22 protein-coding genes are annotated in these 25,904 nt (G+C 71.2%); 20 read left to right on the plus strand and 2 right to left on the minus strand.

Translation table 11 applies throughout. The features are described 5' to 3' along the window. Positions 1–33: 33 nt before the first annotated feature. From EJ913_RS12125 to EJ913_RS12135, 3 genes are read left to right on the plus strand one after another with little or no spacing between them, the layout of a single operon-like run. Positions 34–1,083, plus strand: a complete 1,050-nt coding sequence (locus EJ913_RS12125) for a methionine ABC transporter ATP-binding protein (RefSeq protein ID WP_126998123.1) — start codon at positions 34–36, stop codon at positions 1,081–1,083. Continuing rightward, the gene (locus EJ913_RS12130) at positions 1,064–1,729 is read left to right on the plus strand and encodes a methionine ABC transporter permease (RefSeq protein WP_126998125.1); all 666 of its coding nucleotides are present in this window, start codon (positions 1,064–1,066) and stop codon (positions 1,727–1,729) included. Before EJ913_RS12125 ends, EJ913_RS12130 begins: the two co-directional genes overlap by 20 nt. A gap of 12 nt (positions 1,730–1,741) precedes the next feature. Then, the gene (locus tag EJ913_RS12135) at positions 1,742–2,533 is read left to right on the plus strand and encodes a MetQ/NlpA family ABC transporter substrate-binding protein (RefSeq protein WP_126998127.1); all 792 of its coding nucleotides are present in this window, start codon (positions 1,742–1,744) and stop codon (positions 2,531–2,533) included. Here the strand turns inward: EJ913_RS12135 and EJ913_RS12140 are convergent. Beyond that, on the minus strand, positions 2,505–6,242 hold the full coding sequence (locus tag EJ913_RS12140; protein WP_126998130.1) for a tetratricopeptide repeat protein: 3,738 nt from the start codon (positions 6,240–6,242) through the stop codon (positions 2,505–2,507). The genes EJ913_RS12135 and EJ913_RS12140 overlap by 29 nt on opposite strands. A gap of 210 nt (positions 6,243–6,452) precedes the next feature. On the opposite strand from EJ913_RS12140, the gene EJ913_RS12145 reads away from it, so the two are divergent. The 10 genes from EJ913_RS12145 to EJ913_RS12190 all read left to right on the plus strand — a co-directional run bounded on the left by EJ913_RS12145 (position 6,453) and on the right by EJ913_RS12190 (position 16,762). Continuing rightward, complete coding sequence (locus EJ913_RS12145) at positions 6,453–6,839, plus strand: response regulator transcription factor (protein ID WP_126998132.1); 387 nt, start codon at positions 6,453–6,455, stop codon at positions 6,837–6,839. Between the two features lie 7 nt (positions 6,840–6,846). After that, positions 6,847–7,512 (plus strand): chemotaxis protein CheC, encoded by a 666-nt coding sequence (locus tag EJ913_RS12150; RefSeq protein WP_238521307.1) that lies wholly within the window; start codon positions 6,847–6,849, stop codon positions 7,510–7,512. A 99-nt stretch (positions 7,513–7,611) separates the two neighbouring features. After that, positions 7,612–9,594: a methyl-accepting chemotaxis protein gene (locus EJ913_RS12155; RefSeq protein ID WP_126998134.1), complete on the plus strand. Its 1,983-nt coding sequence runs from the start codon at positions 7,612–7,614 to the stop codon at positions 9,592–9,594. Next, the gene (locus EJ913_RS12160; RefSeq protein ID WP_244939334.1) at positions 9,591–11,216 is read left to right on the plus strand and encodes a chemotaxis protein CheW; all 1,626 of its coding nucleotides are present in this window, start codon (positions 9,591–9,593) and stop codon (positions 11,214–11,216) included. The genes EJ913_RS12155 and EJ913_RS12160 overlap by 4 nt, the downstream gene beginning before the upstream one ends. Positions 11,217–11,236: 20 nt before the next feature. Then, the gene (gene cheB / locus EJ913_RS12165) at positions 11,237–12,373 is read left to right on the plus strand and encodes a chemotaxis-specific protein-glutamate methyltransferase CheB (RefSeq protein WP_126998136.1); all 1,137 of its coding nucleotides are present in this window, start codon (positions 11,237–11,239) and stop codon (positions 12,371–12,373) included. A 34-nt stretch (positions 12,374–12,407) separates the two neighbouring features. Further along, positions 12,408–13,052, plus strand: a complete 645-nt coding sequence (locus EJ913_RS12170) for a HEAT repeat domain-containing protein (RefSeq protein WP_126998138.1) — start codon at positions 12,408–12,410, stop codon at positions 13,050–13,052. 8 nt (positions 13,053–13,060) lie between these two features. Then, on the plus strand, positions 13,061–13,936 hold the full coding sequence (locus tag EJ913_RS12175; RefSeq protein ID WP_126998140.1) for a CheR family methyltransferase: 876 nt from the start codon (positions 13,061–13,063) through the stop codon (positions 13,934–13,936). Then, positions 13,933–14,355 (plus strand): response regulator, encoded by a 423-nt coding sequence (locus tag EJ913_RS12180; protein WP_126998142.1) that lies wholly within the window; start codon positions 13,933–13,935, stop codon positions 14,353–14,355. Before EJ913_RS12175 ends, EJ913_RS12180 begins: the two co-directional genes overlap by 4 nt. After that, positions 14,352–16,526 carry a chemotaxis protein CheA gene (locus tag EJ913_RS12185; RefSeq protein WP_126998144.1) on the plus strand — a complete coding sequence of 725 codons (2,175 nt, stop codon included), beginning with the start codon at positions 14,352–14,354 and terminating at the stop codon, positions 16,524–16,526. Before EJ913_RS12180 ends, EJ913_RS12185 begins: the two co-directional genes overlap by 4 nt. Then, a complete protein-coding gene (locus tag EJ913_RS12190) occupies positions 16,526–16,762 on the plus strand; it encodes a hypothetical protein (protein WP_126998146.1) in 237 nt (78 codons plus the stop codon). The genes EJ913_RS12185 and EJ913_RS12190 overlap by 1 nt, the downstream gene beginning before the upstream one ends. A 23-nt stretch (positions 16,763–16,785) precedes the next feature. On the opposite strand, the gene tenA is transcribed toward EJ913_RS12190, so the two are convergent. Then, positions 16,786–17,469 carry a thiaminase II gene (gene tenA / locus EJ913_RS12195; RefSeq protein ID WP_126998148.1) on the minus strand — a complete coding sequence of 228 codons (684 nt, stop codon included), beginning with the start codon at positions 17,467–17,469 and terminating at the stop codon, positions 16,786–16,788. Positions 17,470–17,710: 241 nt separating this feature from the next. On the opposite strand from tenA, the gene EJ913_RS12200 reads away from it, so the two are divergent. The 7 genes from EJ913_RS12200 to EJ913_RS12230 all read left to right on the plus strand — a co-directional run bounded on the left by EJ913_RS12200 (position 17,711) and on the right by EJ913_RS12230 (position 25,903). Next, positions 17,711–18,805: an ABC transporter substrate-binding protein gene (locus EJ913_RS12200; RefSeq protein WP_211098939.1), complete on the plus strand. Its 1,095-nt coding sequence runs from the start codon at positions 17,711–17,713 to the stop codon at positions 18,803–18,805. Between the two features lie 102 nt (positions 18,806–18,907). Then, positions 18,908–19,945: an ABC transporter ATP-binding protein gene (locus EJ913_RS12205; RefSeq protein ID WP_126998150.1), complete on the plus strand. Its 1,038-nt coding sequence runs from the start codon at positions 18,908–18,910 to the stop codon at positions 19,943–19,945. Further along, entirely contained in the window at positions 19,942–20,796 is an 855-nt protein-coding gene (locus tag EJ913_RS12210; protein WP_126998152.1) for an ABC transporter permease, read from the plus strand. Before EJ913_RS12205 ends, EJ913_RS12210 begins: the two co-directional genes overlap by 4 nt. After that, positions 20,793–21,608 carry an ABC transporter permease gene (locus EJ913_RS12215; RefSeq protein ID WP_244939335.1) on the plus strand — a complete coding sequence of 272 codons (816 nt, stop codon included), beginning with the start codon at positions 20,793–20,795 and terminating at the stop codon, positions 21,606–21,608. Before EJ913_RS12210 ends, EJ913_RS12215 begins: the two co-directional genes overlap by 4 nt. 20 nt (positions 21,609–21,628) lie before the next feature. After that, positions 21,629–22,684: an agmatinase gene (speB, locus tag EJ913_RS12220; protein WP_126998154.1), complete on the plus strand. Its 1,056-nt coding sequence runs from the start codon at positions 21,629–21,631 to the stop codon at positions 22,682–22,684. Further along, a complete protein-coding gene (locus tag EJ913_RS12225) occupies positions 22,681–24,291 on the plus strand; it encodes a 5-guanidino-2-oxopentanoate decarboxylase (protein ID WP_126998156.1) in 1,611 nt (536 codons plus the stop codon). The genes speB and EJ913_RS12225 overlap by 4 nt, the downstream gene beginning before the upstream one ends. A 169-nt stretch (positions 24,292–24,460) precedes the next feature. After that, entirely contained in the window at positions 24,461–25,903 is a 1,443-nt protein-coding gene (locus tag EJ913_RS12230) for an aldehyde dehydrogenase family protein (RefSeq protein ID WP_126998158.1), read from the plus strand. Position 25,904 lies beyond the last annotated feature (1 nt).

Consider the following 25,904-nt stretch of genomic DNA (forward strand, 5'->3'; position numbering starts at 1 on the left):
GGAGGCGTGCCTCCCCCTTTCGCCGATCAAAAGATGATAACGCTAACAAATCTTCAGAAGACCTTCCCCGCCCGCGGTTCGGGCGTTCCGGTCCAGGCCCTGGCCGACATCGACCTCACCATCGGTCGCGGCGAGATCTTCGGCATCATCGGCCGCTCCGGCGCCGGCAAGTCCACCCTGCTGCGCACCATCAACCTGCTGGAAAAGCCGACCACCGGCAGCGTGACCGTGGACGGGGTCGAGATGACCGGCCTGTCCGCCGCCGAACTGCGGCAGGCGCGCCATTCCATCGGCATGATCTTCCAGCACTTCAACCTGCTGTCCTCGCGCACCGTGTTCGACAACGTCGCGCTGCCGCTGGAACTGGCGGGGGTGCCCAAGGCCGAAATCCGCACGGCGGTGGAGCCGCTGCTCGACCTCGTCGGGCTGTCCGACAAGCGCGACCGCTACCCGGCGGAGCTGTCGGGCGGGCAGAAGCAGCGCGTCGGCATCGCCCGCGCGCTGGCCAGCAAGCCCAAGGTGCTGCTGTCGGACGAGGCGACCTCCGCGCTCGACCCCGAGACGACGACGCAGATCCTGCATCTGCTGGCCGACATCAACCGGCGGCTGGGGCTGACCATCGTGCTGATCACGCACGAGATCGGCGTCATCAAGGAGATCTGCCACAAGGTGGCGGTGATGGAGGGCGGGCGCGTCATCGAGCAGGGGCCGGTCTTCGGCATCTTCGCCCACCCGGCCCACCCGACGACCCGCAGCTTCGTCGACCCGGTCATCAACCGGGGCATGCCGGACAGCTTGAAGGAGCGCCTGTCCCCGGCGCCGCAGCCCGGCACCAACCCGGTGCTGCGCATCACCTTCACCGGCGAGAAGGCGACCAGCCCGGTCATCAGCGCCATCAGCCGGGATCTTGGGCTGGACCTGAACATCTGGCACGGGCAGGTCGACGAGATCCAGGGCGCGCCCTTCGGCACGCTGGTGGTCGAGGCGCTGGGCGACGAGGCCAAGGTCGCCTCGGCGGTCGAATTCCTGAAGAGCAACCATCTGGGCGTCGAGGTTCTGGGCCATGTCCCCGCAAATCATTGACCTGCTGATCAAGGGGCTGATCGACACGCTGCACATGGTGGCGGTGTCGGGCGCCATCGGAACGCTGATCGGGCTGCCGCTGGGCGTGCTGCTGGCCGTCACCGGGCGGGGCGAGCTGTTGCAGAACCTCACCTTCAACCGGATCATCGGGGCGGTCGTCAACATGACGCGCTCCACCCCCTTCATCATCCTGGTGGTGGCGATCATTCCCTTCACCCGGCTGGTCGCCGGCACCTCCATCGGGACCAGCGCCGCCATCGTGCCGCTGACCGTCGCGGCGGCGCCCTTCATCGCGCGGGTGGTCGAGAACGCCATCCGCGAGGTGGACCGCGGCCTGATCGAGGCGGCGCAGGCGATGGGGGCTACGCCCTTCCAGATCGTCCGCAAGGTGCTGCTGCCCGAAGCCATGCCGGCCATCGCCATGGGCCTGACCCTGTCGGCGGTCAGCCTGATCGGCTATTCCGCCATGGTCGGCGCGGTCGGCGGCGGGGGGCTGGGCGATCTCGGCATCCGCTACGGCTACCAGCGCTTCCTGCCGGAGGTGATGCTGGCGGTGGTCGTGGTGCTGATCGTGCTGGTGCAGCTCGTGCAATCGACGGGCGACTGGATCGCCCGCCGCGTCAACAAACGCAATTTGAAAGTCTGAGGAGTGTTCGAGATGCCGCGTATCCGTCCCCTGGCCGCCCTGCTGGCCGGCGTCGCCACCGTCGCCATCGCCTTCGGCGCGTCGGCGGAAAGCCTGAAGGTCGGCGTCACCCCCGGCCCGCACGCCCAGATCTTCGAGGCGGTGAAGCCGCTCGCCGCCAAGGAAGGGCTGGACCTCCAGGTGCTGGAGTTCTCCGACTACGTGATCCCCAACCAGGCGCTGTCGCAGGGCGATCTGGACGTGAACTCGTTCCAGCATCAGCCCTATCTGGACAACCAGGTGAAGGACCGGGGCTACGAGATCGTCACCGTCGCCAAGACCGTGGTGTTCCCGATCGGCCTGTTCTCCAAGAAGATCAAGAACCTGGACGAGCTGACCCCCGGCTCCAAGGTCGCCATCCCCAACGATCCCACCAACGGCGGCCGCGTGCTGCTGCTGCTGCAGGCCAAGGGGCTGATCAAACTGAAGGACGGCGGCACCCTGAAGGCCTCGCCGGTCGACATCGTCGAGAACCCGAAGAAGCTGCAGATCGTCGAGCTGGACGCGGCGCAGCTGCCGCGCTCGCTGGACGATGTGACGGTGGCGGCGATCAACGGCAACTACGCCATCGAAGCCGGCATGGACCCGGTGAAGGACGCCATCGCCCGCGAGGCGGCGGAAAGCCCCTACGCCAACGTGCTGGTCGTCCGCAAGGCCGACAAGGACAAGCCCTGGGTCGCCAAGCTGGTGAAGATCTACCAGAGCCCCGAGGTGAAGGAGTTCGTCCTCGCCAAGTTCAAGGACGCGGTCGTTCCGGCCTGGTGATGTGAGCCAGCGCACGCCCGGCGGCGCTGAGCGCGTCGTCGAGCGTGCCGCCGGGCGGCGGGCTGAACAGCCGCATCGACGGGAACCACGGGCGGCACCCGGTGCCGAGCGCCGTCCACTCCCCGGCGTGACCGATCCGCCAGACCGGCACCCCCAGCGCGCCGGCCATCTCCGCCACCGAGGTTCCGGCGGAGATGACGAGGTCGAGCGCGGCGGTCAGCGCCGCCGCGCCGTCGAGGTCGTCCAGCAGATCGAGGCCGGGGCGCAGGATGGCGATCCCGCACCGGGACTCGGCCTCGGCGAGTTCGGCCTCGCAGTCGTCGTATTGCAGATTGACGAAGCGCAGGCCGGGCAGGGTCAGGATCGGCCCCCAACGGTCGAGCGTGGTGTAGTTGGCCGACCGCCCGGCGGTCTGGAAGCGGCTGCGCCAGCACAGGCCGATGGTGAGGGGGTGCACGTTTCCGCCTCCCGCGCCTTGCCCCCTCTCCCCCCCGGGGAGAGGGGGATCGTCTTGGGGGGAGGAGAAGGGAGCGGCAACCACCCGCCGCCACGCCTCCACCGCCCCCGCATCCGCCCGCAACCATCCCTTCCGCGCCGGAAAATCGGCCAACCGCCCGCGCAGGCGCAGCGGCAGCGACCCCGCCGCGACGTGGCAGTCGGCGTCCACCGGATCCGCCGTCGCCGCGCGCACCAGCGCCGTGGGGAAGGAGCGCGCGAACAGCGCCACCAGCCGTGGCTCGCATTCGACGATCACCCGCCCCGCCCGCGCGATCAGGTCGGCGTAGCAGGCGCTGTGCATCAGCTCGTCCCCAACCCCCTGCTCCCGCCAGACCAGAACGGTTCGTCCCGCCAGATCGCCGCCGTCCCAGGCCGGGATGCGGAAGCGCCGGTCGGGCACCGCCTGCCCCGAGGCGAATCGCGCCTCCAGCCCGGCCCAGCCCGCTTCCAAATCACCGCGCGCCAGCGCCGCGTAACCCCGGTTGAACGCCGCCAAGGTCAGCGACGGGTCCGTCTCCACCGCAAGGCGATAGGCGGCGTCGGCCTCGGCCATCCGCCCGGCGGCGTGCAGCGCGTTGCCGGCGTTGTAGCGCCAATCCGCCCGACCCGGAGCCACCGCCAGCGCCCGGCTCCACGCCTTCATCGCGGCGTCCAGCCGGCCCTGCCGCTGCCGCAGGTCGGCCAGCCCGGCCCAGCCGGTCCCGCCGCCGGGAGAAAGCAGGATCGTCCGCCACCAGACCAGCCCGGCGGCGTTGCCGTCGCCGCTCCGCTCCAGCGCCAAGGCGAGGTTGGCGAGAGTCCCGCCATCCTCGGCGCGCGCGCGCAGCGCCGCGCGCAGGCTCGCCACCGCCTCGCCAGTCCGGTCGAGCGCCAGCAGGGCGACGCCATGGTTGCCGAGCGCCTCCGGGTAGCCGGGCCGCAGAATCAGCGCCCGCCGCGCGTCGCGTTCCGCCGTTTCCGGAACCCCCAGCGCCGCCAGCCCGTTCCACCCCTCGGCCAGCGCCGGGTCGAGCGCCAGCGCGCGCCGCAGTCCCCTTCCGCCGTCCCGCCCCGCCGCCTGGAGCGCCAGCCCGAGATTCGCGTGCAGACCCGCGTGGGCGGGGGCGTGGCGCAGCGCCTCCGTGGTCGCCAAGGCCGATCCTTCGGCGTCCCCCCGCCCCAGTAGAAGACCGCCCAGGCTGCCCAGAACCTCCACATCACCGGGGGCCAGAGCGGCGGCGGCGCGCCAGTCGGCCTCGGCGGCGGCCAGATCGCCAAGGATTTGATGCGCGAGCGCCCGTCGTTTGTGGCGTCCGGCCGTCGCCTCCGCCGCGAGGGCGCGGGTCAGCAGGGTGACGGCGATGTCCGGCCGTCCGGCCTGCTGGCCGAGCCAGCCATAGCCCTCCAGCGCCTCGGCGTTTTCGACGTCGAGATCGAGGATGCGCTGGTAGATCTTCTCCGCCTCCGGCCACTGCCCGCCGTCGTGCAGCCGGCGCGCTTCGGCCAGAAGGCCGGGCACAGGGGAGGGGGCCAGAGCGGGAACCGGCGGCGTCAGGCGGCGCAGCTCCCCGGCGATCCGCCCGAGCACGCCGGCCAAATCCTCGCCAGGGCGAGCGCTCCACAGCCGCATGGCCGGGAACCAGGGGCGCACCGCCGTGCCCAGGGCGGTCCAGTCTCCCGGTCCCCCGAAGCGCCAGACCGGCACGCCGAGCGCCCCGGCCATCTCGCCCACCGAGGTCGCCACCGTCACCACGAGGTCGAGCGCCGCCGTCAACGCCGCCGCCGCTTCCAAATCGTGTTTCAGGTCGGTGTCGGCCCAGCGGTGCAACCGCACCCCGAACCGCGCCTCGGCTTCGGCGATCTCCGTGCCGGCGTCGTCGTATTGCAGGCTGACCAGCGTCAGGCCCGGCACGGCGAACAGCGGCGCCCAATCCTTTAGCGCGGTGTAGGCGTGTTTCCGCTCGCCGGCCCGGTGCTGGCTGCGCCAGCAAATTCCCACCCGCAGCCCCGGCCCCAGCGCCGCCAGCCGGTCGCGCCACGGCGCCGCGCGGGCCGGATCGGGGCGCAGCCAGCCTGCCGCCGTCGGGAAATCGGCCAGCCTCCGCCGCAGCACGCCGGGAAGCGACCCCATGGCGATCTGCGCGTCGGCATCGGTGGGAGCCCGGGTCGGCGCCCGCACGGTGGCGCCGGGCAGGGAGCGGGCGAGCAGGCCGACCAAGCGGGCGTCGCACTCGACGGTGACATGGCCGGCGCGCGCCACCAGATCGGGCAGCACCGACCCGAACAGCAATTCGTCGCCCAAGCCCTGTTCGCGCCAAACCAGGATTCGCGAGGTCACGGGATCGCGTCCGTCCCAGCGCGGCAGGGTCAGGTCGTCGCGTCCCCCCTGCACCCGGCGGGAGGCGAAGCGCGCCTCGTACAGCGCCTGTCCCTCGGGCAGCCGTCCCTGGCCCAGCCGCAGCAGCGCGAGGTTCCAGCGCGCCAACGGGAAAGCCGGATCGACGGCCACGGCCTGGAGATAGAGCGCCTCGGCCTCCGCCAAATGGCCTTGCGCGCTGCGCAGCAGGGCCATGTTCACCAGCGTTTCCGGGTCGCCGGGAGCCAGTCGCAGGGCCTCGGCGTGCGCGGCCTCGGCCTCGGCGAGTCGCCCGGCCTCCTTCAGCACGACGCCGAGGTTGGTCCACGCCACCGCGTCGCCGGAGTCGAGCCGCAGGGCGCGACGCAGCGCCTCTTCCGCCCCGGCGTGACGGTCGGCGGCGTGCAGGGCGGTGCCGAGGTTGGTCCAGGCTTCGGCGTAACCGTCGCGCAGGTCCAGCGCGCGCCGGTAATGGACGATGGCTTCGTCCAGCCGGCCACGCTCCTGCAAGGCGCTGCCGAGGCTGTTGTGCGCCTCCGGATAGGCCTCGCGCAGCGCCAGCGCGCGGCGGTAGGCGGCTTCCGCCTCCGTCGCGCGCCCCTGCGCGTGTAGGGCGAGGCCCAGATTGGCGTGGTAGTCGGCGATTCCGTCGCGGCGGGTCAGCGCCTCGCCGATCAGCCGCGCCGCCTCCCCGTGATGGCCGCACTGGTGCGCCAGCACACCCAGCAGGTGAAGTGCGTCGGGCTGGCCCGGATGGGAGTCCAGGATGGCGCGGTAGCCCCGCTCGGCCCCCGCGAAATCGCCCGCGCGGTGGCGGGCCAGCGCGTCGGCCAAGGCGGCGGCCAGGGCGGTGGAGGGAGGGACGGGGGCGGTCATGCGGTCGGCTGGGTTGCGGTCTCGGCCCACCCTTGGTAGCACGGTTCGGGGCTGGCGATCCGCCGCGAAAAAACGCTTCCCATTTCCCGTCTTCGGAACGCGAAGACCTGGACCCGAAGACTTGGACGCCAAGAGAAGACTGGTGCCCTGGTAAACAACCTGTATAATCCACGCAAATATACAGCCGCCTACCACCTAAGGGCATATAACGTGAGTAAGACTGCGATCATTGTTGACGACAGCAAGCTGTCCCGAATGCATGTGCGGGCGATGGTTTTGCGCCACAAGCCGGACTGGTCGGTGGTCGAGGCGGCGAACGGCGACGAACTCTTCCAGAGGTTGGGCGAAACCACCGTGGATGTCGCCATCATCGACTACAACATGCCCGGCGACAACGGAGTCGAGGCCGCGGGCAAGCTGCGCGAACTGCATCCGGACATCCACATCGCCATCATCACCGCCAACGCGCAGGACGCCGTGGTGTCGGGGATCCGGGCGCTGGGCGCGGCCTTCATGCCCAAGCCGCTGGACGAGGAGCAGGTCAGCCGCTTCCTCGCCTCCACCGCCCTGCCGCGCCGCCGCGCGCCGCAAGCGTGACGCCGCGATGACCGGGGCGGCCTTGGGCATGCCGCCGGAGGCGGCTTTGGACGACTTGGAACGCGACGCGCTGGCGGAACTCGGCAACATCGGGCTGGGCAAGGCCTCGACCGCGCTCGGGCGGATGGTCGGCGAGCTGGTGGTGGTGTCGGTGCCGTCGGTGGACGTGCTCCCGCTGGACGAGGTCGCGCCGTCGCTCGAGGCGGCGCTGTCCGGTCCGCTGGTCGGCGTGTCGGAGTCGTTGGGCGGGATCTTCGACGGCACCGCGCTGTTCCTATTCCCCGAGGCCGACAGTCTCCCGCTGGTGCGCGCGGTCCTGCCGCCCGACGTGCCGGCGGAGGACGCGGCTCTGCTGGAGGAGGAGGCGCTGGCCGAACTGGGCAACGTCGTGCTGAACAGCGCGCTGGCCCTGGTCGCCAACCAGCTGGGCGGCGGCATCGACACCGGCCTGCCGGTCGTCCGCCGGGGAACGGCCGGAGCGATCCTGGCGGCCTGCCGCGGCACCGGCGGTACTGTCGGCGGCGAGGATCTGCCTTTGCTGCACATCGACCTCAGGGCCACCGCGCAGACGATCGGTGGGCGTGTCGTGCTGGTGCTGGACGCCGGCTCGATGGGTAGGCTGAAGGCGTCGCTGGGCGGGTTCATCGGGCGCAGCAGGGCCGTCGGCGTTTAAGGACCCGGTTTCAAGAAAGCGCACGAGGCAAGGCGCACCGGAACGATCAAGGCCGGAACGATCAAGAAGGCGCGCGTGCGCCGGGGGACACCGAGGGACATGGCACTCATCAAGAAGAAGCAGATCGACACCGCCCGCGCCATCCAGGACGCCACCGGCGCCGCGAAGGCGACCGCCGTTCCCGCCGCTCCCGCGCCCTCTCCGGCCGCCACCGGTTCCGGTGACGGGAATGCGGCCTCCGCCGCGCGCAAGCGAAACGACACGGCCCGCGCCACCGCCCGGCGCCGGCAGGCCGCCACCGAAATCGCGTCGGCCGCCGGGGAGCTGGCGAGCGGCGTCACCCAGGCCTCGTCGGCGGCGGAGGAGCTGGGGAAGGCGATGGAGCAGATCGCCGCCGGGGCCGAGGAGGCGGCGGGCGCCACCCAGCAGTCCCAGCGCATGATCGCGCGGGCCGTCGCGCTGGTCGGCAAGTCGCGGGTCAACGCCGAACAGGCGGTCATCCGGGTCGAGGGTCTGCAGGCCACCTTGAAGGAGGTCAGCGAGCAGATCCTGACCTCCATCGGCGCCATCGTGCAGACCTCCGAACGGCAGGAGGACTCGGTACGGCTGGTGCGCGACCTGGAACGCCACGCGGCGGAGATCGGGACGATCGTCCAGGGCGTCGCGGTCATCGCCGACCAGACCAACCTGCTGGCGCTGAACGCCGCCATCGAGGCCGCGCGGGCCGGGGAATCCGGGCGCGGATTCGCCGTCGTCGCCGACGAGGTGCAGGGGCTGGCCGACCGGTCGGAGCGCAGCGCCAACGACATCAAGACGATGGTCGCCGACATCCAGGAGGCGGTGAGCGCCATCGCCGCGGGCATCGTCGCCTCGTCGGACGCCGCCAAGGCCGAGGTGGTGCGCGGCCGCGCGGTCGTGGAGCAGTTGGGGACGGTGCGCGCCGACATGGCGAGCATCGCCGACGGCGCGCAGGAGACCATCCGCGCCGCGCTGGAGGCCGACCAGGCCGCGCGCGAGGCCCAGCGGGGCGCCGAGACCATCGCCGCCAGCGCCGAGGAACAGTCCGCCGCCGCCGAGGAGGCGCTGAAGACGGTGGACGAGCAGACCCGCGCCCTTGGCCAGAGCGAGCGCGCCGCCAGCCAGTTGGCCGAGATCGCCGACGAGCTGGAGGGCTCGGCCAACCTCGCCACCGCCGCCGACGAGCTGGCCTCGGCCGCCGAGGAGCTGTCCGCCGCCATCGAGGAGATCAACCGCGCCGCCGCCCAGGTCATGACCGCCATCGGCCAGATCGGCAGCGGCGCCCAGTCGCAGAGCGCCGCCACCCATCAGCTTGCCTCCGCCATCACGGAGATCGACGCCGCCGCCCGGCTCGGGGCGGGGCGGGCGGAGGACGCGTTCAACCGCTGCACCACGCTGGAGGCGCTGCTGGGCGACACGCGCACGACCATCGGGCAGTTCGCCGACGGGGTGGCCGGCGCGGTGGAGACCGCTCGCAACGCCGTCGCCCGCATGGACGCGCTGGACCGGCTGGGGCGGCGCATCGACAAGGTGGTGGACGCGATCTCCGTCATCTCGATCCAGACCGGCATGCTGGCGGTCAGCGGCTCCATCGAGGCGGCGCGGGCCGGGGAATACGGGCGCGGCTTCACCGTGGTCAGCACCGACATCCGCAACCTCGCCCGCGACAGCGCGGAGAACGCCGAACGGGTCAAGGACATCGTCCGCGACATCCAGGATCAGGTCCTGCGCGTCCGCCGCGACATCGAGGAGGTCGCCACCGCCGCCACCGCCGAAACCGCGCGCCACCGCGCCTTCGCCGTGACGCTGGTCGCCGCCACGCAGGAACTGCGGGTGGTGACGGCCGGCAGCCGTGAGATCGTCGATGCCTCGGCCGAGGTGGCGACGGCCCTGCGCGAAACCCGGACGGGGGTGGATCAGGTGGCGACCGCCGCCGCCGCCGCCACCGTCTCGGTGGCCGAAGCCTCCAAGGCCGCGCGCGAGCAGGCCAAGGGCGCCGAGGAGCTGGCCGCCGCCATCGAGGAGATCGCCGCGATGGCCGACAGTCTGGCGGGCGTGGCTTGACCCGCGCCGGGACCGCAAGGACGGCGGACCCGTCGCCCGGAGAGGGGGGGCAGGCGGAGCGCCGGGGCGCCGGCCAGGGGGTTGGGGACACCGTTCTGGCCTTCGTCACGGTGATGGTCGGCGGGCTCGGCTTCGCCCTGCCGCTGGCCGATGTGCTGGAGGTCGTCCGGCCGCCGGCCCTCGTCCGTGTTCCGCTGGGTCCGCCGGGGCTGGTGGGGTTGGCCCAATGGCATGGAACGCCCACGCCGGTGCTCGATCTGAGCCGGGCGCTCGGCCGCGCGGGCGGCGACGGGGCGGATGGCCGGACGGACGGCGGCGGCGTTGCCGCTCGGGTGGTGGTCGTGCGGCACCAGGGGCAGCCGGTCGGGCTGCTGGTCGACGGCATGGCCGGCATGATTCGCAGCACGGCCGACCGCATCGACGCGTTGACCGACGAAGAGGGTCTAGAGGTGGATTCCGGCCTGCTGGCCGGGGTGCTGCGCGACGGCGCGGTGACCATCCTCGACGCCGGCGCGCTGATCGACCGCCAGTTCGGCGCGGGCTGGCGCGCGGCGGCGCCGCGCGCGGCGGCTCTCGAATCGTCGGGCGGTGCGGCGTCCTCCATGGCGATGTCGGCCGCCGACGAGGCCCAGCTGGTGGTGTTCGAGGTCGCCGGCCAGGAATTCGCCCTGCCGGTGGAGCGCGTGCGGGAGATCCTGCCGAAGCCGGACAGCGTCACCCGCATGGCGAAGGCCAAGGCGCATCTGCTGGGCGTCATGCCCCTGCGCGACCGGCTGCTGCCGCTGGTGGGCTTGCGCGCGCTGTTCGGGTTGGGCGAGGCCGGTGAGGGCGGCGCGGACGCCGGGCGACGGGTGGTGGTGGTGCAGACCGATGGGGCCGACGCCTCGGTCGGGGTGGTGGTGGACGAGGTGCGCGACATCCTGCGCATCGCCCGTTCGCTGATCGACCCGGTGCCGCCGCTGCTGGCGCGCGAAGCCGAATTCGAGGATCTCGACGGCATCGCACGGGCCGATGGCGGGCGCCGTCTGGTCTCGGTGCTGTCGGCGGCGCGCATGTTCCGCCACGGCGTGTCGTTGGGCGGGGAGGCTGAGGTGGCGACGATGGACGGTACCGGGGCCCGGACCAACGCTGGCGCCGGCGAGGCGGTGGAGCGGTTCGTGGTGTTCCGGCTGGCCGGGGCGGAATACGGTTTGCCGGTCGCCGCCGTGCAGGAGGTGCTGCGCCGGCCCGACGCCACGACGTCGCTGCCCAACGCGCCCGATTTCGTGACCGGGGTGGTGACCCTGCGCGGCGCCGTGCTGCCGCTGATCGACCAGCGCCGGCTGCTGCATCTGCCGGCGGTCGGCGAGGGGGGCGGCGCGGGCGTGGATCGGGGCCGCGTCGTCGTGGTCGCCCAGGGCGAGGCGCGCGTCGGCCTGCTGGTCGACGGGCTGTCCGGCCTGCTGGCGGTGCCGGACTCCTGCATCGGTCCCGCTCCGGCGGTGTCGGAGGCGCAGCGGCGCCTGATCCGCCGGGTCGCGACCCCGCCGGTCGGGCAGGGGGCCGCCCGGCTGATCCTGTTGATGGATCCGGCCGCCCTGCTCGACATGGACCGCCTTTCCGCCCTGTTGGCGTCCGTGTGAGCGGTGGAGCGGACGGGGGCATGATCAAGGTTCTGGTGGTGGACGACTCGGCGCTGATGCGCCGGAGGATCGCCGAGTTGCTGGGGGCGGCGGGCTTCGCCGTGGAAACCGCGCCGAACGGCGAGGAGGCGCTGGCGCGCCTGCCGGTCTTCGACCCCGACGTGGTGACGCTGGACGTCACCATGCCCGGCATGGACGGGCTGACCTGCCTCGGCCGCATCATGGTGGAGCACCCCAAGCCGGTGGTGATGGTCTCCAGCCTGACCGCCGCCGGGGCCTCGGCGACGCTGGAGGCGCTGCGGCTGGGCGCGGTGGAGGCGGTGCAGAAGCCCTCGGCCTCGTCCATCGGCGCCATCGGCGAGACGCTGGTCGACACCGTGCGCGCCGCCGCCGGATCGCGCCCGCGCCGGGCGCGGGGCCTGCGCGAACGGTTGCGGCTGGCCCGCGCCCGCATCGCCGGGGAGGATTTCGCGGCCTCCGGGTCGCCGCCCGCCGCGTCGCCGGCCGGAGGATCGGCGGCTCCGCCCGTGGCACCGCTCGCGGCCGTGCCGTCCGAGACGGACGAACCGGGGATCGTGGTGGTCGGCGTCTCCACCGGGGGGCCGAGCACGCTGGAGGACATCCTGCCGCTCCTGCCGGCCGATTTCCCCTGGGCGGTCGTGGTGGCGCAGCACATGCCGGTCGCCTTCACGGCGACGCTGGCGCGGCGGCTCGACGAGATCAGCGCCGTGCGGATCGTGGAGGCCACCCTTCCCACGGCGGTGGAACCGGGGACCGTCTACATCGCGCGCGGCGGCGCCGACGTCGAACTGGTTCGGCGGGGCGGGCGGCTGGTGGTGACGCCGGTTCCGCCGGCGCCCGACGCTCTGTGGCACCCCAACGCCAACCGGCTGATGCGCAGCGCCCTGCGCCAACTCCCGGCCAGCCGGCTGATCGGCGTTCTGCTGACCGGGATGGGCAACGACGGGGCCGAGACGATGGCCGAGCTTCACCGGCAGGGTGGCCGCACCATCGCCGAATCGGAAGAGAGCGCGGTCGTCTTCGGCATGCCGCAGGCGCTGATCCAACTGGGCGGTGCCGGGGTCGTGCTGCCGTCGGAGCGGATCGCCGGGCATATGAACCGCATGGTCGCCGCAGCGGCGAAGCGGGCGGGATGACGCCCCATGAAAAGGCTTTGAGGGAGGAACCGACATGGCGCTGGTGAAAGCCAAGAAGAACACCACGACCCCCTCGGAGCCGGGCCCGGCGGCCGATCCGGCCGCCAATCCGTCCACCGGCCCGCACACCGGGCTGACCGACGCCGATCCGGCGGCGCGGCGGCAGGCGGCGCGCGCGCTGGCGCAATCCCCCGCCCCCGGCGCCGTGCCGGCGCTCGCGGGCCGGCTGGTGGTGGAGGACGACCCCGGCGTGCGCGAGGCGATCCTGACCGCCCTGGTCCGCATCGGCACGGGCGAGGCCGCCGCCGCCCTGCTGCCCTTGCTCGACCGCGAGGACGCGGGCCTGCGCAACGCCGTGCTGGAAAGCGTCCAGCAGATGCCGGCGGCCGCCGCCGCCCCGGCGGTGCTGCCGCTGCTCGACCATCCCGATTCCGATCTGCGGATCTTCGCGGTCCAGCTTCTGGGCGCGATGAGCCACCCCGAACGCCTGGGCTGGCTGTCCGGCGTGGTGGAGCGCGATGCCCACGTCAACGTCTGCCTCGCCGCCGCCGAGGCGCTGGCCGAAACCGGCGATCCCGCCGCCTTGCCCAGCCTGGAGCGGCTGGCGCTGCGCTTTCCCGGCGATCCCATGGTCGGCTTTTCCGTCGACGCGGCGCGCCGCCGTTTTCAGGGCGGGTGATCCACGGCATGGAGAGTTTTTCCGACGATTCGGACGCGGGCCTGCCGCCGGCCGATTACGCGATCCTCTGCGATTTCCTGCGGGAACGGACCGGTCTGTCCTTCACCGAGGCCAAGCGCTATTTCGTGGACCGCCGCGTCGCCGCCCGCATGGCGGCGGTGGGCGCGCGTGACATCCGCGACTACATGAACCTGCTGCGATTCCAGGCGTCGGGGGAGGAGCTGCAACGTCTCGTCAATGTGATGACGGTGAACGAGACCTATTTCTTCCGCGAGAAGTACCAGTTCGACTGCCTCGTCAACGCGGCGTTGGACGAGGTGGTGCGTGGACGGCCGCCGGGGTCGCGGGTGCGCATCTGGTCGGCCGGCTGCTCGACCGGGGAGGAGGCGTACTCCATCGCCATCATGCTGCTGGAGCATTGGCGGCGGGTCGATGATTTCGAGATCGAGCTTCACGCCTCCGACATCGATTCGACGGTGCTGGAGCGCGCGCAGGCCGGAATCTACGAGGAACGCTCGCTCCAGGGCTTGCCGGCGCATCTGCGGGCCAAGTATTTTCAGAAGGTGGGCTCCGCACCCGACCGCTGGCAGATCATGGAGGAGCTGCGCGACTCCATCGAGTTCTCGCGCGTCAACATCACCGACCCCCAGCAGGTCCGCGCCTTTCGCGGGATCGACGTGATCTTCTGCCGCAATCTGCTGATCTATTTCGACGACATTGGCCGACGGGAGGCCGCCTCGATGTTCCACGATGCGCTGGCGCCCAACGGCTTCGTCTGCCTCGGGCATTCGGAGAGCATGAGCCGCATGTCCTCCCTGTTCGTTCCCCGGCGTTTCCCCGACGCCATCCTCTACCAGAAGCCGGCGGGAGGGACCGCGCCATGACACAGCAGCCTCATGTCCTGGTGGTGGACGACGCCGCCACCGTCCGCGCCTACACCCGCCAAGTGCTGGAAAGCGACGGCTTCACGGTGGAGGAGGCGGTGAACGGCATCGAGGGGCTGGAACGCGCCTTGGCCCGGCCGCCCGACTTGCTGATCGTGGACGTGAACATGGTTAAGATGGACGGCTACGCCATGCTGCGGGTGCTGCGCCGGGATCCGGTGCTGCGCGACGTGCCGGCGATCATGGTCAGCACCGAAGCCAAGGACCGCGACCGCGAGCAGGCGCTGCTGGCGGGCGCCAACTGGTACATCGTGAAGCCCGCCCGCCCGGACGCGCTGACCGCCGCCGCCCGCCTTCTGACCGGACAACCGGTCAAGGGGCCCGCGAAGGAGCCCGCCAAAGGGGAGGCCGCGCCATGAGCGCCCTGTTCGACCAGTTCGTCGGCGAAGCGCGCGAGCTTCTGGACACGGCCGGAGCCAGCCTGCTGGCGCTGGAGCGCGACCCCGCCGACCGGGCGGCGATCAACGAGCTGTTCCGCGCCTTCCACACTCTGAAGGGCGCCACCGGCCTGTTCGACATGGCGCCCTTCACCCGGCTGGTTCACGCCGGGGAGGACGCGCTGTCCGCGCTCCGCGACGGCCGCCGACGGCTGGACGCGGAGCTGGCCGACCGGCTGTTCCGCGCGCTGGACCAGGGTGCCCGCTGGGTGGACGCGCTGGAAAGCGACGGCACGCTGCCGGGCGACGCGGACGAGACGGCGCGTCGCTTGAGCGCCGGGCTGACCGGCACGCCAGACGCGGCCCCCGCCGTCGCGCCGGTCGCCGGGCTGGAATGGGTGGAGGCTCTGGACGACGCGGCACGCCGCGCCGCCGGGCTGATCGACGCGGCCACGCTGACCGCGCTGGTCTACGCCCCCGATCCGGAATGCTTCTTCACTGGCGACGACCCTCTGGCGCTGTGCCGGAAGATCCCGGATCTGCGCCTCCTCGCCATCGAGCCGGCCGAACCGCTGCCGCTATTGGCCGGGCTCGATCCCTACCGCTGCTTGCTGCGCTTCCACGCGCTGAGCGGCGCCGCCGCGACGGAGGTGGCGTCGGTGTTCCGCGCGGTCCCCGATCAGGTGCGGATCGCTCCGGTGACGCTGAGGGCCCTGCCCGGAGAAGCGGGCGGTCCGGAGGACGGGCTGGCCGGCGCGATCCTGCGTGAGCAGCTCCGCATCCTGACCTTGCCCGGCGACTCCCTGGACCGTGACGGGCGCCGTGCCGCGGTGGCGCGCGCGGTCGCCAACATCCTGGGCGCGCAGGGCCACGCGGTGGACCGCGCCGCCCTGGACACCGCCTGCGCCGACGCCGGGGCGTTGCGCCGCTTCCTCGACGCCGCGCGGCCCGTTGCTCCGCCCGTGGAAGCAGCGCCGGTCGCGACCCCGTCCGGACGCCGCGCCCTGCTGCGGATCGAGCCGGAGCGGGTGGACCAGCTGATGGCCCTGATCGGCGAGTTGACCGTCGCCAAGAGCCAGCTTCCCGCATTGGCCCGGCAGGCCGGGGCCGATTCGCTGGGGCAGGGCTTGAAGGCGGTCTCCGCGCGCTTCGACGCGCTGGTCGGCGAGTTGCAGCACGCCGCCCTGCGCCTGCGCCTGCTGCCGTTGTCGCGCGTGTTCGAACCGCTGCCCCGGCTGGTGCGCGACACCGCGCGGAGGCTCGACAAGACGGTGGAACTGGCGCTCGGCGGCGGCGACACCGAGGCCGACAAGGACATCCTCGACGTGCTGGGCGAGCCGCTGCTGCATCTGGTGCGGAACAGCCTGGACCATGGCATCGAGCCGCCCGACCGCCGCGCCGCCGCCGGCAAGCCGCCAAGCGGGGTCATCCGAGTCCATGCCTTCCAAGAGAAGGACGGGGTGGTGGTCGAGGTCTCCGACGACGGCGCCGGAATCGATCCAGCCAAAATGCGCGCCGCCGCGATTCGCAAGGGTCTGCTCGACGCGGCCGCCGCCGAGGCGCTCGGCGACGACGAGGCGGTGCGGCTGGTCTTCGCCCCCGGTTTCAGCACGGCGTCCGGCGTCTCCGACCTGTCGGGGCGCGGCGTCGGCATGGACGCGGTGCGCGCCGCCGTGGAGCGTGCCGGCGGCCGGGTGGAGATCGCCTCCACCCCCGGCGAGGGCACGCGGATCCGGCTGGTGCTGCCGCTGACGCTGAGCATCACGCGGGTCGTGGTGATCGAGGCGGCGGGCGAGCTGTTCGGCGTTCCGGTCACGCTGGTCGGCGGCATGCGGCGGGTGCCCTGCGCCGACATCCGCGCGGTCAAGCGGGCGGAAAGCGTCGTGCTGGGCGATCGCGTGGTGCCGGTGGTTCGGCTGCGCCGCCTGCTGGGCTTCCCCGACGACCCGCGCGAGCGGAGCGCCGAATACGTGCTGGTCGCCGACCTCGGCGGCACCGGCGTGGCGTTGGTGGTGGACGACGTGCGCGAGCGGGCCGACGTGATGCTGCGCCCGATGCACGGGGTGTTGCGCGGTTTGCGCGGCTACAGCGGCACGGCGGCGCTGGGCGACGGGCGGTTGCTGCTGGTGCTCGATCTGCGGGAGCTTCTGTGATGCCGATCCGGTACGAGGACGGGCTGGCCCGTTTCGAGGGCCTCTGCGCGGTGGACGAGGCGTTGCCGCTCGCCGAGTGGCTGGAGGCGACGGAGGCCGCGCGCGTCGATCTGGCCGCCTGCACGGAGCTGCACACGGCGCTGCTGCAACTGCTGCTGGCCGCCCGTCCGGCGCTGGCCGCCCCGCCGGAGGACGCCTTCCTGCGGCGCTGGGTGGCGCCGCTGCTGGCGGGGTAGGCGCGCGCCGTCAGTCGATTGCGTCAGTCGGTCAGCGTCAGCCCCATATCCCAGAAATCCGCCTCCAACCGGCTGGCTTGGGCGAAGATCGTCAGCAGACGGGGGAAGCGTGCCGGCGTCAGGCTGTCGGCGGCGAGGCGGTTCAGCGTCGCGCGCGCGGACGCCGCGACCGACTGGTACGCCTCGCCCGCGTATTCGGCGATCCAGACGCGGTAGGGGTTGGCGTCGTCCAGCGCGCCTGGCGTCGCGGCCAGCCGCTTGCCGATCTCGGCGTAGCCGATCACGCAGGGGCTGAGCGCCACATGCAGGTCCAGCAAATCACCGCGCAGCCCCGTCTCCAGGACGTAGCGCGTGTAGGCCATGGTCGCCTTGGATTCCGGTGTCCGCTCCAACTCGTCCTCCGCAATGCCCCAGCCGGCGCACAGGCTGACGTGCAGGTCCATTTCGACGTCCAGGATCGCCTTCAGCCCGTTCAGCGAGGCCCGCATGTCCGCGAGGTTCCGCCCCTTGTAGACCGCCAGCGCGTAGGCTCGCGCGAAGTGGGTCAGGAACAGGTAATCCTGCGCCAGATAATGGCGGAAGGCGGGCTCCGGCAGCGATCCGTCGCCCATCCCTCGCACGAAGGCGTGGTCGACGTAGCGGCTCCATTCCGCCGCCGCGCCGCTGGCGAGACGGTCGAACAGGTCGTTGCTTTGGTCGTTCGGCATAGGCGTCTCTCCCATATTGGCGGCCGCTTTCGAGGGTGCCACTCTACAGGGGAGCCCGCCGCGCGGCCCATCACTTCGACGGGGACCAAAGCGAATTTCCGGGAATCGCTATTCTTCCCCGATGCGCCGCCGGTTACTCAGGAACATGCCCTCCCAAGGCCGGAACGCCGATCGAGCGTAATCCAACTAAAACGGCCGCCGGACGGGCGACACGGGAGCACTCACGGGGAGTTTCACGACAATGGACAAGAAAAGCAGCATCGGCAGCCTGAGCCTGTCCCGCCGCACCGTTCTGGCCGGCGGCGCCGCCGTGGCCGGGCTGATGGCCGCGCCCAACATCGTCCGCGCGGCCGAGACGCTGAAGGTCGGCGTCTATGGCGGCTACTTCAAGGACAGCTTCGACAAGCACATCTTCCCCGATTTCACCAAGGCGACCGGCATTGCCATCGAATCGGTGGCCGAGCCGACAGGCGACGCGTGGCTGGTGCAACTCGAACAGGCCGCCCGCGCCAACCAGGCCCCGGCCGACGTGTCGATGATCGCTCAGGTCGGCATGCTGAAGGGCATCGCGTCCAAGCTGTGGACGCCGCTCGACCTCGCCAAGATCCCGAACGCGGCGGCGATCCTGCCGCATCTGGTCAACAAGTATCCCGACGGCAAGGTCGCCGGGCTCGGCGCCGTGTCGTGGTACATCACGCTGGTGTCCAACACCAAGACCTTCCCCGAGGCTCCGGCCTCCTGGGCGGCGCTGTGGGATCCCAAGCTGAAGGATCAGTTGGGGCTGATGGCGCTGGTGTCGAACAGCTTCCTGCTGGAGGTGACGGCGGCGACCTTCTTCGGCGGCACCAAGCATCTCGACACCGAGGCCGGGCAGCTCGACTGCTTCAAGAAGCTGAGCGAGCTGAAGCCCAACGTGAAGCTCTGGTACCGCGACGAGGCCCAGTTCGAGTCCGCGCTGAAGGCCGGCGAGGTGCCGATGGGCGAGTATTACCACGACGTGACCGGGCTTGCGGTGGCCGACGGCCATCCGGTGCGCTCGACCTTCCCGAAGGAGGGCGGCATCAACGATTCGGGAAGCTGGGCGGTGAGCCGGGCGTCGAAGAAGGCCGAACTGGCGCACACCTTCATCAACTACATGTGCCAGCCGCAGATCCAGGCGCTGCTGTCGCGCAAGGTCGGCACCGCGCCCACCATCGACCGCAAGCTGACCGACCTGACCGACAAGGAGTTCGCGGGCGTGTCGAGCGACATCGCGCCGATCGTGCCGCGCTACGACCTCTACCAGACCAAGGCGGACTGGCTGAACCAGAAGTGGACGGAGCTGATCGTCGGGTAAGGGGCTTTGCCCCCTCCCTAACCCTCCCCCGCCTGGCGGGAGAGGGATGGGGAGGGGGCAAGACGTCGTATTTCCCGTCCCTTCTCACTCCGGGAATCCGCCATGTCCGGTCTCGTCCTCGACGGTCTCGTCAAGCGTTATGGTTCCTTCACCGCCCTGCAACGCACCGAACTGTCCATCCCGCACGGCCAATTCGTCTGCCTGCTGGGACCGTCCGGCTGCGGCAAGACCACGCTGCTGCGCATGGTCGCCGGGCTCGACAACCCCACCGAGGGGCGCATCCTTCTGGACGGCGCCGACATCACCCAAACGCCGGCGCACCAGCGCAATTTCGGCATGGTCTTCCAGTCGCTGGCGCTGTTCCCCCACCTGACGGTCGGCGAAAACATCGCCTACCCGCTCCGCATCCGTGGTGTGTCCAAGGCCGATCAAGGGCGCGAGGTCGAGCGCCTGCTGGCGCTGGTCCGGCTGCCGGGAGTCGCCGACCGCGCCGTCTCGCAGATTTCCGGCGGCCAGCGCCAGCGCGTCGCCATCGCGCGCGCGCTGGCCCTGTCGCCCAAGCTGTTCCTGCTCGACGAGCCGCTCTCCGCGCTCGACGCCAAGCTGCGCGAGCAGATGCAGATCGAGCTGAAGCTGCTTCAGGAACGCCTGGGCATCACCACCATCGTCGTCACCCACGACCAGCGGGAAGCCATGACCATGGCCGATCTGGTCGTCGTCATGTCGCAGGGCCGCGTGCGTCAGGCGGCCTCGCCCATCGAGGTCTACCGCCGTCCGGCCGACAGCTTCGTCGCCGACTTCATCGGCATGACCAACCTGCTGCGCGGCCGGATCGCGGCCGGGGCGCTGGCGGTCGACGGCGGCACGCTGGCGCTGCCCGGCCTGCCGCCGGCCGGCGAGGCGACGATCTCCGTCCGGCCGGAGGAGTTGCGCGTCCACCGCGACGCCGCCGGGCCGAACCGGCTGGCCGGCACCGTGTCCTTCGTGCGCGATCTCGGTTCGCATGTCGAGCTGCGCATCGACGTGGCCGGCCGCGAGATGATCGCCGTCGCCACCCCGCAGGACCGCCCCGACGTGCAGCCGGGCCAGCCGGTCGGGGTGGAGCTTCCGCCCGCCTCCTGCGTGGTGCTGGAATCATGACCCGCCATCCCCCCCGGCGGATCCTCGATTACGGTCCCATCGCCTTTCCGGCGGCGATGCTGCTGCTGTTCTTCGCCGTGCCCTTCGGGCTGATGATCGCGGTGTCCTTCTTCCAGCGGATCGAGGGCGGATTCTACGAGCCGGCCTTCGTCTGGTCGAACTACGCGCGCTTCCTCTCGGTCTTCTTCGGGCGGGTGTTGAGCTTTTCGATGATGCTGGCGGCGGGCGTCGCGGTGCTGTCGGTGACGCTGGCCTTTCCCTTCACCTTCCTGCTGACCCGGCTGCGGCGGCGCGCGCAGGTGGTCTGGCTGGTCTTCCTGCTGTCGGTGCTGTCGCTGTCGGAGGTCATCATCGGCTTCGCCTGGGCGACGCTGTTCTCGGCCAACGCCGGGATCTCCAACCTGCTGGTGATGGTCGGGCTGCTGGACGCGCCGACCTCGCTGTCGCCCAGCCTGGGGGCGGTGCTGACCGGCATCGTCTATCAGGCCTTCCCCTACACGGTGCTGGTGCTCTACCCGGCGCTGTCGCGGCTCGACCCGACCTTGACCGAGGCGGCGCGGACGTTGGGCGCCTCGCCGCTCAACAGCTTCTTCACCGTGGTGGTCCCGGCGCTGCGCAACACCGTCGTGGCGACGCTGATCATGGTGTTCGTCTTCGCGCTCGGATCCTATCTGCTGCCGCAGTTGCTGGGACGGCCGCAGCACTGGACGCTGTCGGTGCTCATTACCGACCAGGCGCTGTTCCAGGCCAACATGCCCTTCGCGGCGGCGATGGCGGTGTTCCTGGTGCTGGTCAGCCTCGCGCTGGTCGGGCTGTCGCTGCTGGTCGGCAAGAAGGAGAACGCGTCGTGAGCGGCCCCTCGTTGTTTCCCTGGGTCAACCGCCTGTTCCTGTCGGCCGTCGCGCTGTTCCTGGCCCTGCCGCTGGTCGTCGTGGCCGGCGTGTCGGTGAACGCCAAGAAGGCGCTGACCTTTCCGCCGCAGGGCTTCTCGCTGAACTGGTACTTGGAGATCTTCGCCGATAGCGGTTGGCGCGCGGCGCTGGAGGCCAGCCTGATCGTCGCCACCGTGTCGGCGGCGCTGTCGGTGCTGGTCGCCTTTCCGCTGGCGTGGTTCCTGTGGCGCTACCACGCGCCCTGGGCCAAGGTGATCCACGCGTTGGGGCTGATGCCCTTCGTGCTGCCGCCGGTCATCACGGCGCTGGGGTTCCTGGGGTTCTGGACCTCGACCGGCTTCTACGGCGAGGCGTGGACGGTGGTGGTGAGCCACGGCATTTTCTTCGTCACCCTGCCGCTGGTGACGGTGACGCTGGGCTTCTCCGCCATCGACCCGACGCTGGTCGAGGCGGCATCCACCATGGGGGCCGACGACCGCACGGTGCTGCGCACCGTGGTGATGCCGCTGATCCGGCCCTACGTGATCTCGGGCTTCGCCTTCGCCTTCGTGCTGTCGCTCAACGAGTACATCATCACCTACATGACCGTCGGTTTCACGATGGAGACGCTGCCGGTCAAGATCTTCAACTCGCTGCGCTACGGCTACACCCCGACGATGGCCGCCATCGCCGTGCTGTTCGTCGCTGTCGCCGCCCTGGTCTTCGGCCTGATCGCCCGCTTCGGCGATCTTCCCAAGCTGCTTGGCGCCTGGTCCTCGGACGAGCGCTGATTTTAGGAGAGGACGTTTCCATGTTCGACGCCACCAAGCTTCAGCGCCTGCGCGACCGCTACGCCAACGCATCGGGCGGCGACATCTTCGATCCCGAGTTCGCCCGCGTCGCGGCGCTGCAATTCACCGATGGCAACAAGCGGGCGCTGCCCTACGCCGGGGCGCCGACGCTGCTTGACGCGCCCTACCGGCCCGACGCGGCGGACCTTGCCGATTTCGGCGGGCTTGAGATCGCGCTGCTCGGCGCGCCGATGGATCTGGGCGTCACCAACCGGGCCGGCGCCCGTCTGGGGCCGCGCGCCGTCCGCGCGGTGGAGCGCATCGGCCCCTACGAGCACGCGCTGCGCATGGTGCCGGCGGCGGAGTGCAAGCTGGCCGACATCGGCGACGTGCCGTTCAGCAGCCGCTTCAGCCTCGACCAGTGCCACGCCGACCTGTTCGACTTCTATTCGAAGATCAAGGACGCCGGCGTCGTCCCGCTGACGGTGGGCGGCGACCATTCGATCACCTACTCGATCCTGCGGGCGCTGGGCCGCGACAAGCCGGTCGGCATGGTCCACATCGACGCCCATTGCGACACCAGCGGCGATTACGAGGGCGCCAAGTTCCACCATGGCGGTCCGTTCCGGCAGGCGGTGCTGGCCGGGGTGCTCGACCCGGAGCGCACGGTGCAGATCGGCATCCGCGGCAACGCCGAGTTCCTGTGGGAGTTCTCCTACGAGAGCGGCATGACCGTGATCCACGCCGAGGAGGTCCAGCAGAAGGGCATCGCCGCCGCCCTCGAAACGGCGCGCCGCGTGGTCGGCGACGGGCCGGTCTATGTCAGCTTCGACGTGGACGGTCTGGACCCGGCCTTTGCGCCCGGCACCGGCACACCGGAGATCGGTGGGCTGACGACGCGCGAGGCGCTGGAGCTGCTGCGCGGCCTGATCGGGATCGACGTGATCGGCGGCGACGTGATGGAGGTCGCGCCGCAATACGACGCCACCAGCAACACGGCGCAGGCCGGGGCGCAGATGCTGTTCGAGATCCTCTGCCTCGCCACCGACGCTCTCAAGCGGCGGCGCGGGTCATGAGCGGCGCCCTGACCGTCGGGGAGTTGCTGCCCCGCCTGTTGGAAGCCTACGGGGTGGACACCGTCTTCGGCATCCCCGGCGTCCACAACGTGGAGCTTTACCGGGGCCTGCCCGCCACCGGCATCCGCCACGTCACCCCCCGGCACGAGCAGGGCGCCGGCTTCATGGCCGACGGCTACGCGCGGGTCACCGGCAAGCCCGGCGTGTGCTTCACCATCACCGGGCCGGGGCTGACCAACATCCTGACGGCGATGGGGCAGGCCTACGCCGACAGCGTTCCGATGCTGGTGATCTCCAGCGTGAACCAACTGGCGCATCTCGGTACCGGCCAGGGCCGCCTGCACGAGTTGCCGAGCCAGCGCAACATGGCGGCCGGGGTGGCGGCGTTCAGCCAGACCATCCTGCACCCCGACCAACTGCCCGAGGCGCTGGCCCGCGCCTTCGCCCTGTTCGCCAGCGCCCGGCCGCGCCCGGTGCATCTGGAGATCCCGGTGGACGTCATCGCGCGGCCCGCCGGGGACCTCCGCGCCGAGGCGTGGCCGCTGCCCGGCCGACCCGCCCCCGATCCGGTCTCGGTGGAGCGCGCGGCGGTCCTGCTGCGCGGTGCGGCGAAGCCGCTGATGGTGCTGGGCGGCGGCGCGGTGGAGGCCGGACCCGTGGCGTTGGCGGTGGCGGAGCTGCTGGGGCTGCCGGTCATCAACACGATCAACGCCAAGGGGCTGGTTCCGCGCGGCCACCCGCTGGCGGCGGGCGAGAACATGGCGGCGGAGCCTCTGCGCGCGGCGCTGCGCGCGGCCGACGTGGTGCTGGCGGTGGGCACCGAGTTCGGCGAGACCGAACTCTTCCCCGGCCCGGTGCCGCTGGAGATCGGCGGCGCCCTGATCCGCATCGACCTGGACCCCGAACAGCTGGTGCGGCAGTTCCGCGCCGCCGTGCCGATCCTGGCCGACGCGCGGCTGGCCCTGTCGGCGCTGCTCGGCGTGCTGGACGGTGCCGTTCCGGCGAGCGATGGGGCGGAGCGGGCCGCGAGCTTGCGCGAGGCTGTGGCCCAGCAGTTGCCGGATTGGACGGTGCCGCACCAGCGACTGATGGAGGCGGTCGACGCGGCCTTGCCGGGCGCCATCGTCGTCGGCGATTCCACGCAGCCGGTCTACGCGTCCAACCAGTTCTTCCGTCCGGAGGCCGCGCGGTCCTTCTTCAACGCGAGCACGGGGTACGGAACGCTCGGTTACGGCCTTCCCGCCGCCATCGGCGCCAAGGTCGCAGCCCCGGACCGGCCGGTGGTGGCGTTGGTCGGCGACGGCGGCGTTCTGTTCACCCTGACCGAGCTGGCCGCCGCCGTGGAGGCGCGGGCTCCGGTCGTCGTCCTGCTGTGGAACAACGGCGGGTACGGCGAGATCCGCGGCTACATGGTGGACCGGGGGATCGAGCCCATCGGCGTGGATCTGGTGGTGCCGGATTTCGTGACGCTCGCGAAGGGCTTCGGCTGCGAGGGTCGGCGGGTCGGGAGTGTGGCCGACCTGCGCCGGGAATTGAGCGAAGCGGCGGGACGGGCGGTGCCGACGTTGCTGGAGATCGACGAACGCGCGGGGTTTGGGTTGGGGTAAATATTTGTCCACAGATGAACACAGATGAATACAGATAGATAAAAATAGTCGAATGAGCCTGGATTCTGCAGAATGGCCGGCACTCGTCAAAATTCATCTGTGTTTATCTGTGTTCATCTGTGGACAATAAAAAACGTTCCTCCCCTGCGCCGACCAAAGGACAGCCACCATGCGTGATCAACTCTTCATCGACGGACGCTGGGCTGCGGGCAACGGCGGTGCGCTTCCCGTCTCCGATCCCTCAACCGGCCAAGTGATCCATCACATCGCGGCGGGCAGCCCGGACGACGTCGATGCAGCGGTGAAAGCCGCCGCCGCTGCTTTCCCGACTTGGTCGAGCACCACCGGCGAACACCGCGCCACCTTCCTCGACGCCATCGCCGAGGGCCTCCAAGCCCGTGCCGACGATCTCGCGCGCCTGTCCGCGGGGATCAACGGGAAGCCGCTGGCCGAGGCCGAGGTCGATCTGGCCGATTCCGCCGCCACTTTCGCCTATTACGCGACCCTCGCCCGCGCCCTCGACGCGCGGCAGGACGCGCCGGTGCCGCTGGCCCATCCCGGCTTCCAGGCCCATCTGCGCCGTGAACCGGTCGGCGTCGCGGCGCTGATCACGCCGTGGAACTTTCCGCTGGTGACTTCGGCCTGGAAGGTCGCCCCGGCGCTGGCCGCCGGCTGCACCGTCGTGCTGAAACCCTCGGAGTTCACCGCCCCGCTCGACCTCGAACTGGGCGCGCTGGCCGAGGCCGCCGGCTTGCCGCCGGGCGTGCTGAACATCGTGCCGGGGGGCGGCGAGACGGTCGGCGCGGCGCTCTGCGCGCACCCGAAGATCGCCAAGATTTCCTTCACCGGCTCCAACGCGGTGGGCGAACGCATCATGGCCGCCGCCGCGACCGGGACCAAGCGCGTCTCGCTGGAGTTGGGCGGCAAGTCCGCCATCCTGGTCTTCGCCGATTCCGATCTCGACCACGCGGCGGATCTGGTGGTGTCGGGCCTGTTCACCAACGCCGGGCAGATGTGCTCGGCGACCGGCCGGCTGCTGGTGGAGGAGTCGGTCTACCAGCCGCTGCTCGACCGGCTGGTGACGTCGGCGCGCGGGCTGCGGCTCGGGCCGGGCCTCGATCCCGAAACCACCATGGGGCCGATGACCACCGAGGCCCAACACCGCAAGGTCCTGTCCGCCATCCGCCGGGGCGTCGCCGATGGCGCCACGCTGGTGACCGGCGGCGGGGTTCCGGCCGACAAGGCCGAGGGCTGGTTCGTCGAGCCGACCGTCTTCACCGACGTCCCCCTCGACAGCGCGCTGTGGCGGGAGGAGATCTTCGGCCCGGTGCTGTGCGTCCACCCCTTCCGCGACGAGGCCGAGGCGGTCCGCCTCGCCAACGACAGCGAGTTCGGGCTGGTCGCCACGGTGGTCACCGGCGACGACGCCCGCGCCGAACGGGTCGCGGCGGCGCTGGAGGTCGGCGTCGCCTGGATCGACTGCCCGCAGATGGTGTTCGTCGAGGCGTCCTGGGGCGGCTACCGCCGCAGCGGCATCGGGCGGGAGCTCGGTCCCTGGGGGCTGGAGGCCTTCCAGGAGATCAAGCACGTCGTCCGCCCGAAGAGGGCTTGAG

The sequence above is a fragment of the Azospirillum doebereinerae genome, assembly GCF_003989665.1.
Classification (GTDB): domain Bacteria; phylum Pseudomonadota; class Alphaproteobacteria; order Azospirillales; family Azospirillaceae; genus Azospirillum; species Azospirillum doebereinerae.

Coding starts and splice junctions, on each gene's coding strand:
- EJ913_RS12200 (WP_211098939.1), top strand. CDS start 17,711: ATGGACAAGAAAAGCAGCATCGGCAGCCTGAGCCTGTCCCGCCGCACC.
- EJ913_RS12210 (WP_126998152.1), top strand. CDS start 19,942: ATGACCCGCCATCCCCCCCGGCGGATCCTCGATTACGGTCCCATCGCC.
- speB (WP_126998154.1), top strand. CDS start 21,629: ATGTTCGACGCCACCAAGCTTCAGCGCCTGCGCGACCGCTACGCCAAC.
- EJ913_RS12155 (WP_126998134.1), top strand. CDS start 7,612: ATGGCACTCATCAAGAAGAAGCAGATCGACACCGCCCGCGCCATCCAG.
- EJ913_RS12150 (WP_238521307.1), top strand. CDS start 6,847: ATGACCGGGGCGGCCTTGGGCATGCCGCCGGAGGCGGCTTTGGACGAC.
- EJ913_RS12180 (WP_126998142.1), top strand. CDS start 13,933: ATGACACAGCAGCCTCATGTCCTGGTGGTGGACGACGCCGCCACCGTC.
- cheB (WP_126998136.1), top strand. CDS start 11,237: ATGATCAAGGTTCTGGTGGTGGACGACTCGGCGCTGATGCGCCGGAGG.
- EJ913_RS12130 (WP_126998125.1), top strand. CDS start 1,064: ATGTCCCCGCAAATCATTGACCTGCTGATCAAGGGGCTGATCGACACG.
- EJ913_RS12205 (WP_126998150.1), top strand. CDS start 18,908: ATGTCCGGTCTCGTCCTCGACGGTCTCGTCAAGCGTTATGGTTCCTTC.
- EJ913_RS12135 (WP_126998127.1), top strand. CDS start 1,742: ATGCCGCGTATCCGTCCCCTGGCCGCCCTGCTGGCCGGCGTCGCCACC.
- EJ913_RS12125 (WP_126998123.1), top strand. CDS start 34: ATGATAACGCTAACAAATCTTCAGAAGACCTTCCCCGCCCGCGGTTCG.
- EJ913_RS12140 (WP_126998130.1), bottom strand. CDS start 6,242: ATGACCGCCCCCGTCCCTCCCTCCACCGCCCTGGCCGCCGCCTTGGCC.
- tenA (WP_126998148.1), bottom strand. CDS start 17,469: ATGCCGAACGACCAAAGCAACGACCTGTTCGACCGTCTCGCCAGCGGC.
- EJ913_RS12225 (WP_126998156.1), top strand. CDS start 22,681: ATGAGCGGCGCCCTGACCGTCGGGGAGTTGCTGCCCCGCCTGTTGGAA.
- EJ913_RS12170 (WP_126998138.1), top strand. CDS start 12,408: ATGGCGCTGGTGAAAGCCAAGAAGAACACCACGACCCCCTCGGAGCCG.
- EJ913_RS12185 (WP_126998144.1), top strand. CDS start 14,352: ATGAGCGCCCTGTTCGACCAGTTCGTCGGCGAAGCGCGCGAGCTTCTG.
- EJ913_RS12230 (WP_126998158.1), top strand. CDS start 24,461: ATGCGTGATCAACTCTTCATCGACGGACGCTGGGCTGCGGGCAACGGC.
- EJ913_RS12190 (WP_126998146.1), top strand. CDS start 16,526: ATGCCGATCCGGTACGAGGACGGGCTGGCCCGTTTCGAGGGCCTCTGC.
- EJ913_RS12175 (WP_126998140.1), top strand. CDS start 13,061: ATGGAGAGTTTTTCCGACGATTCGGACGCGGGCCTGCCGCCGGCCGAT.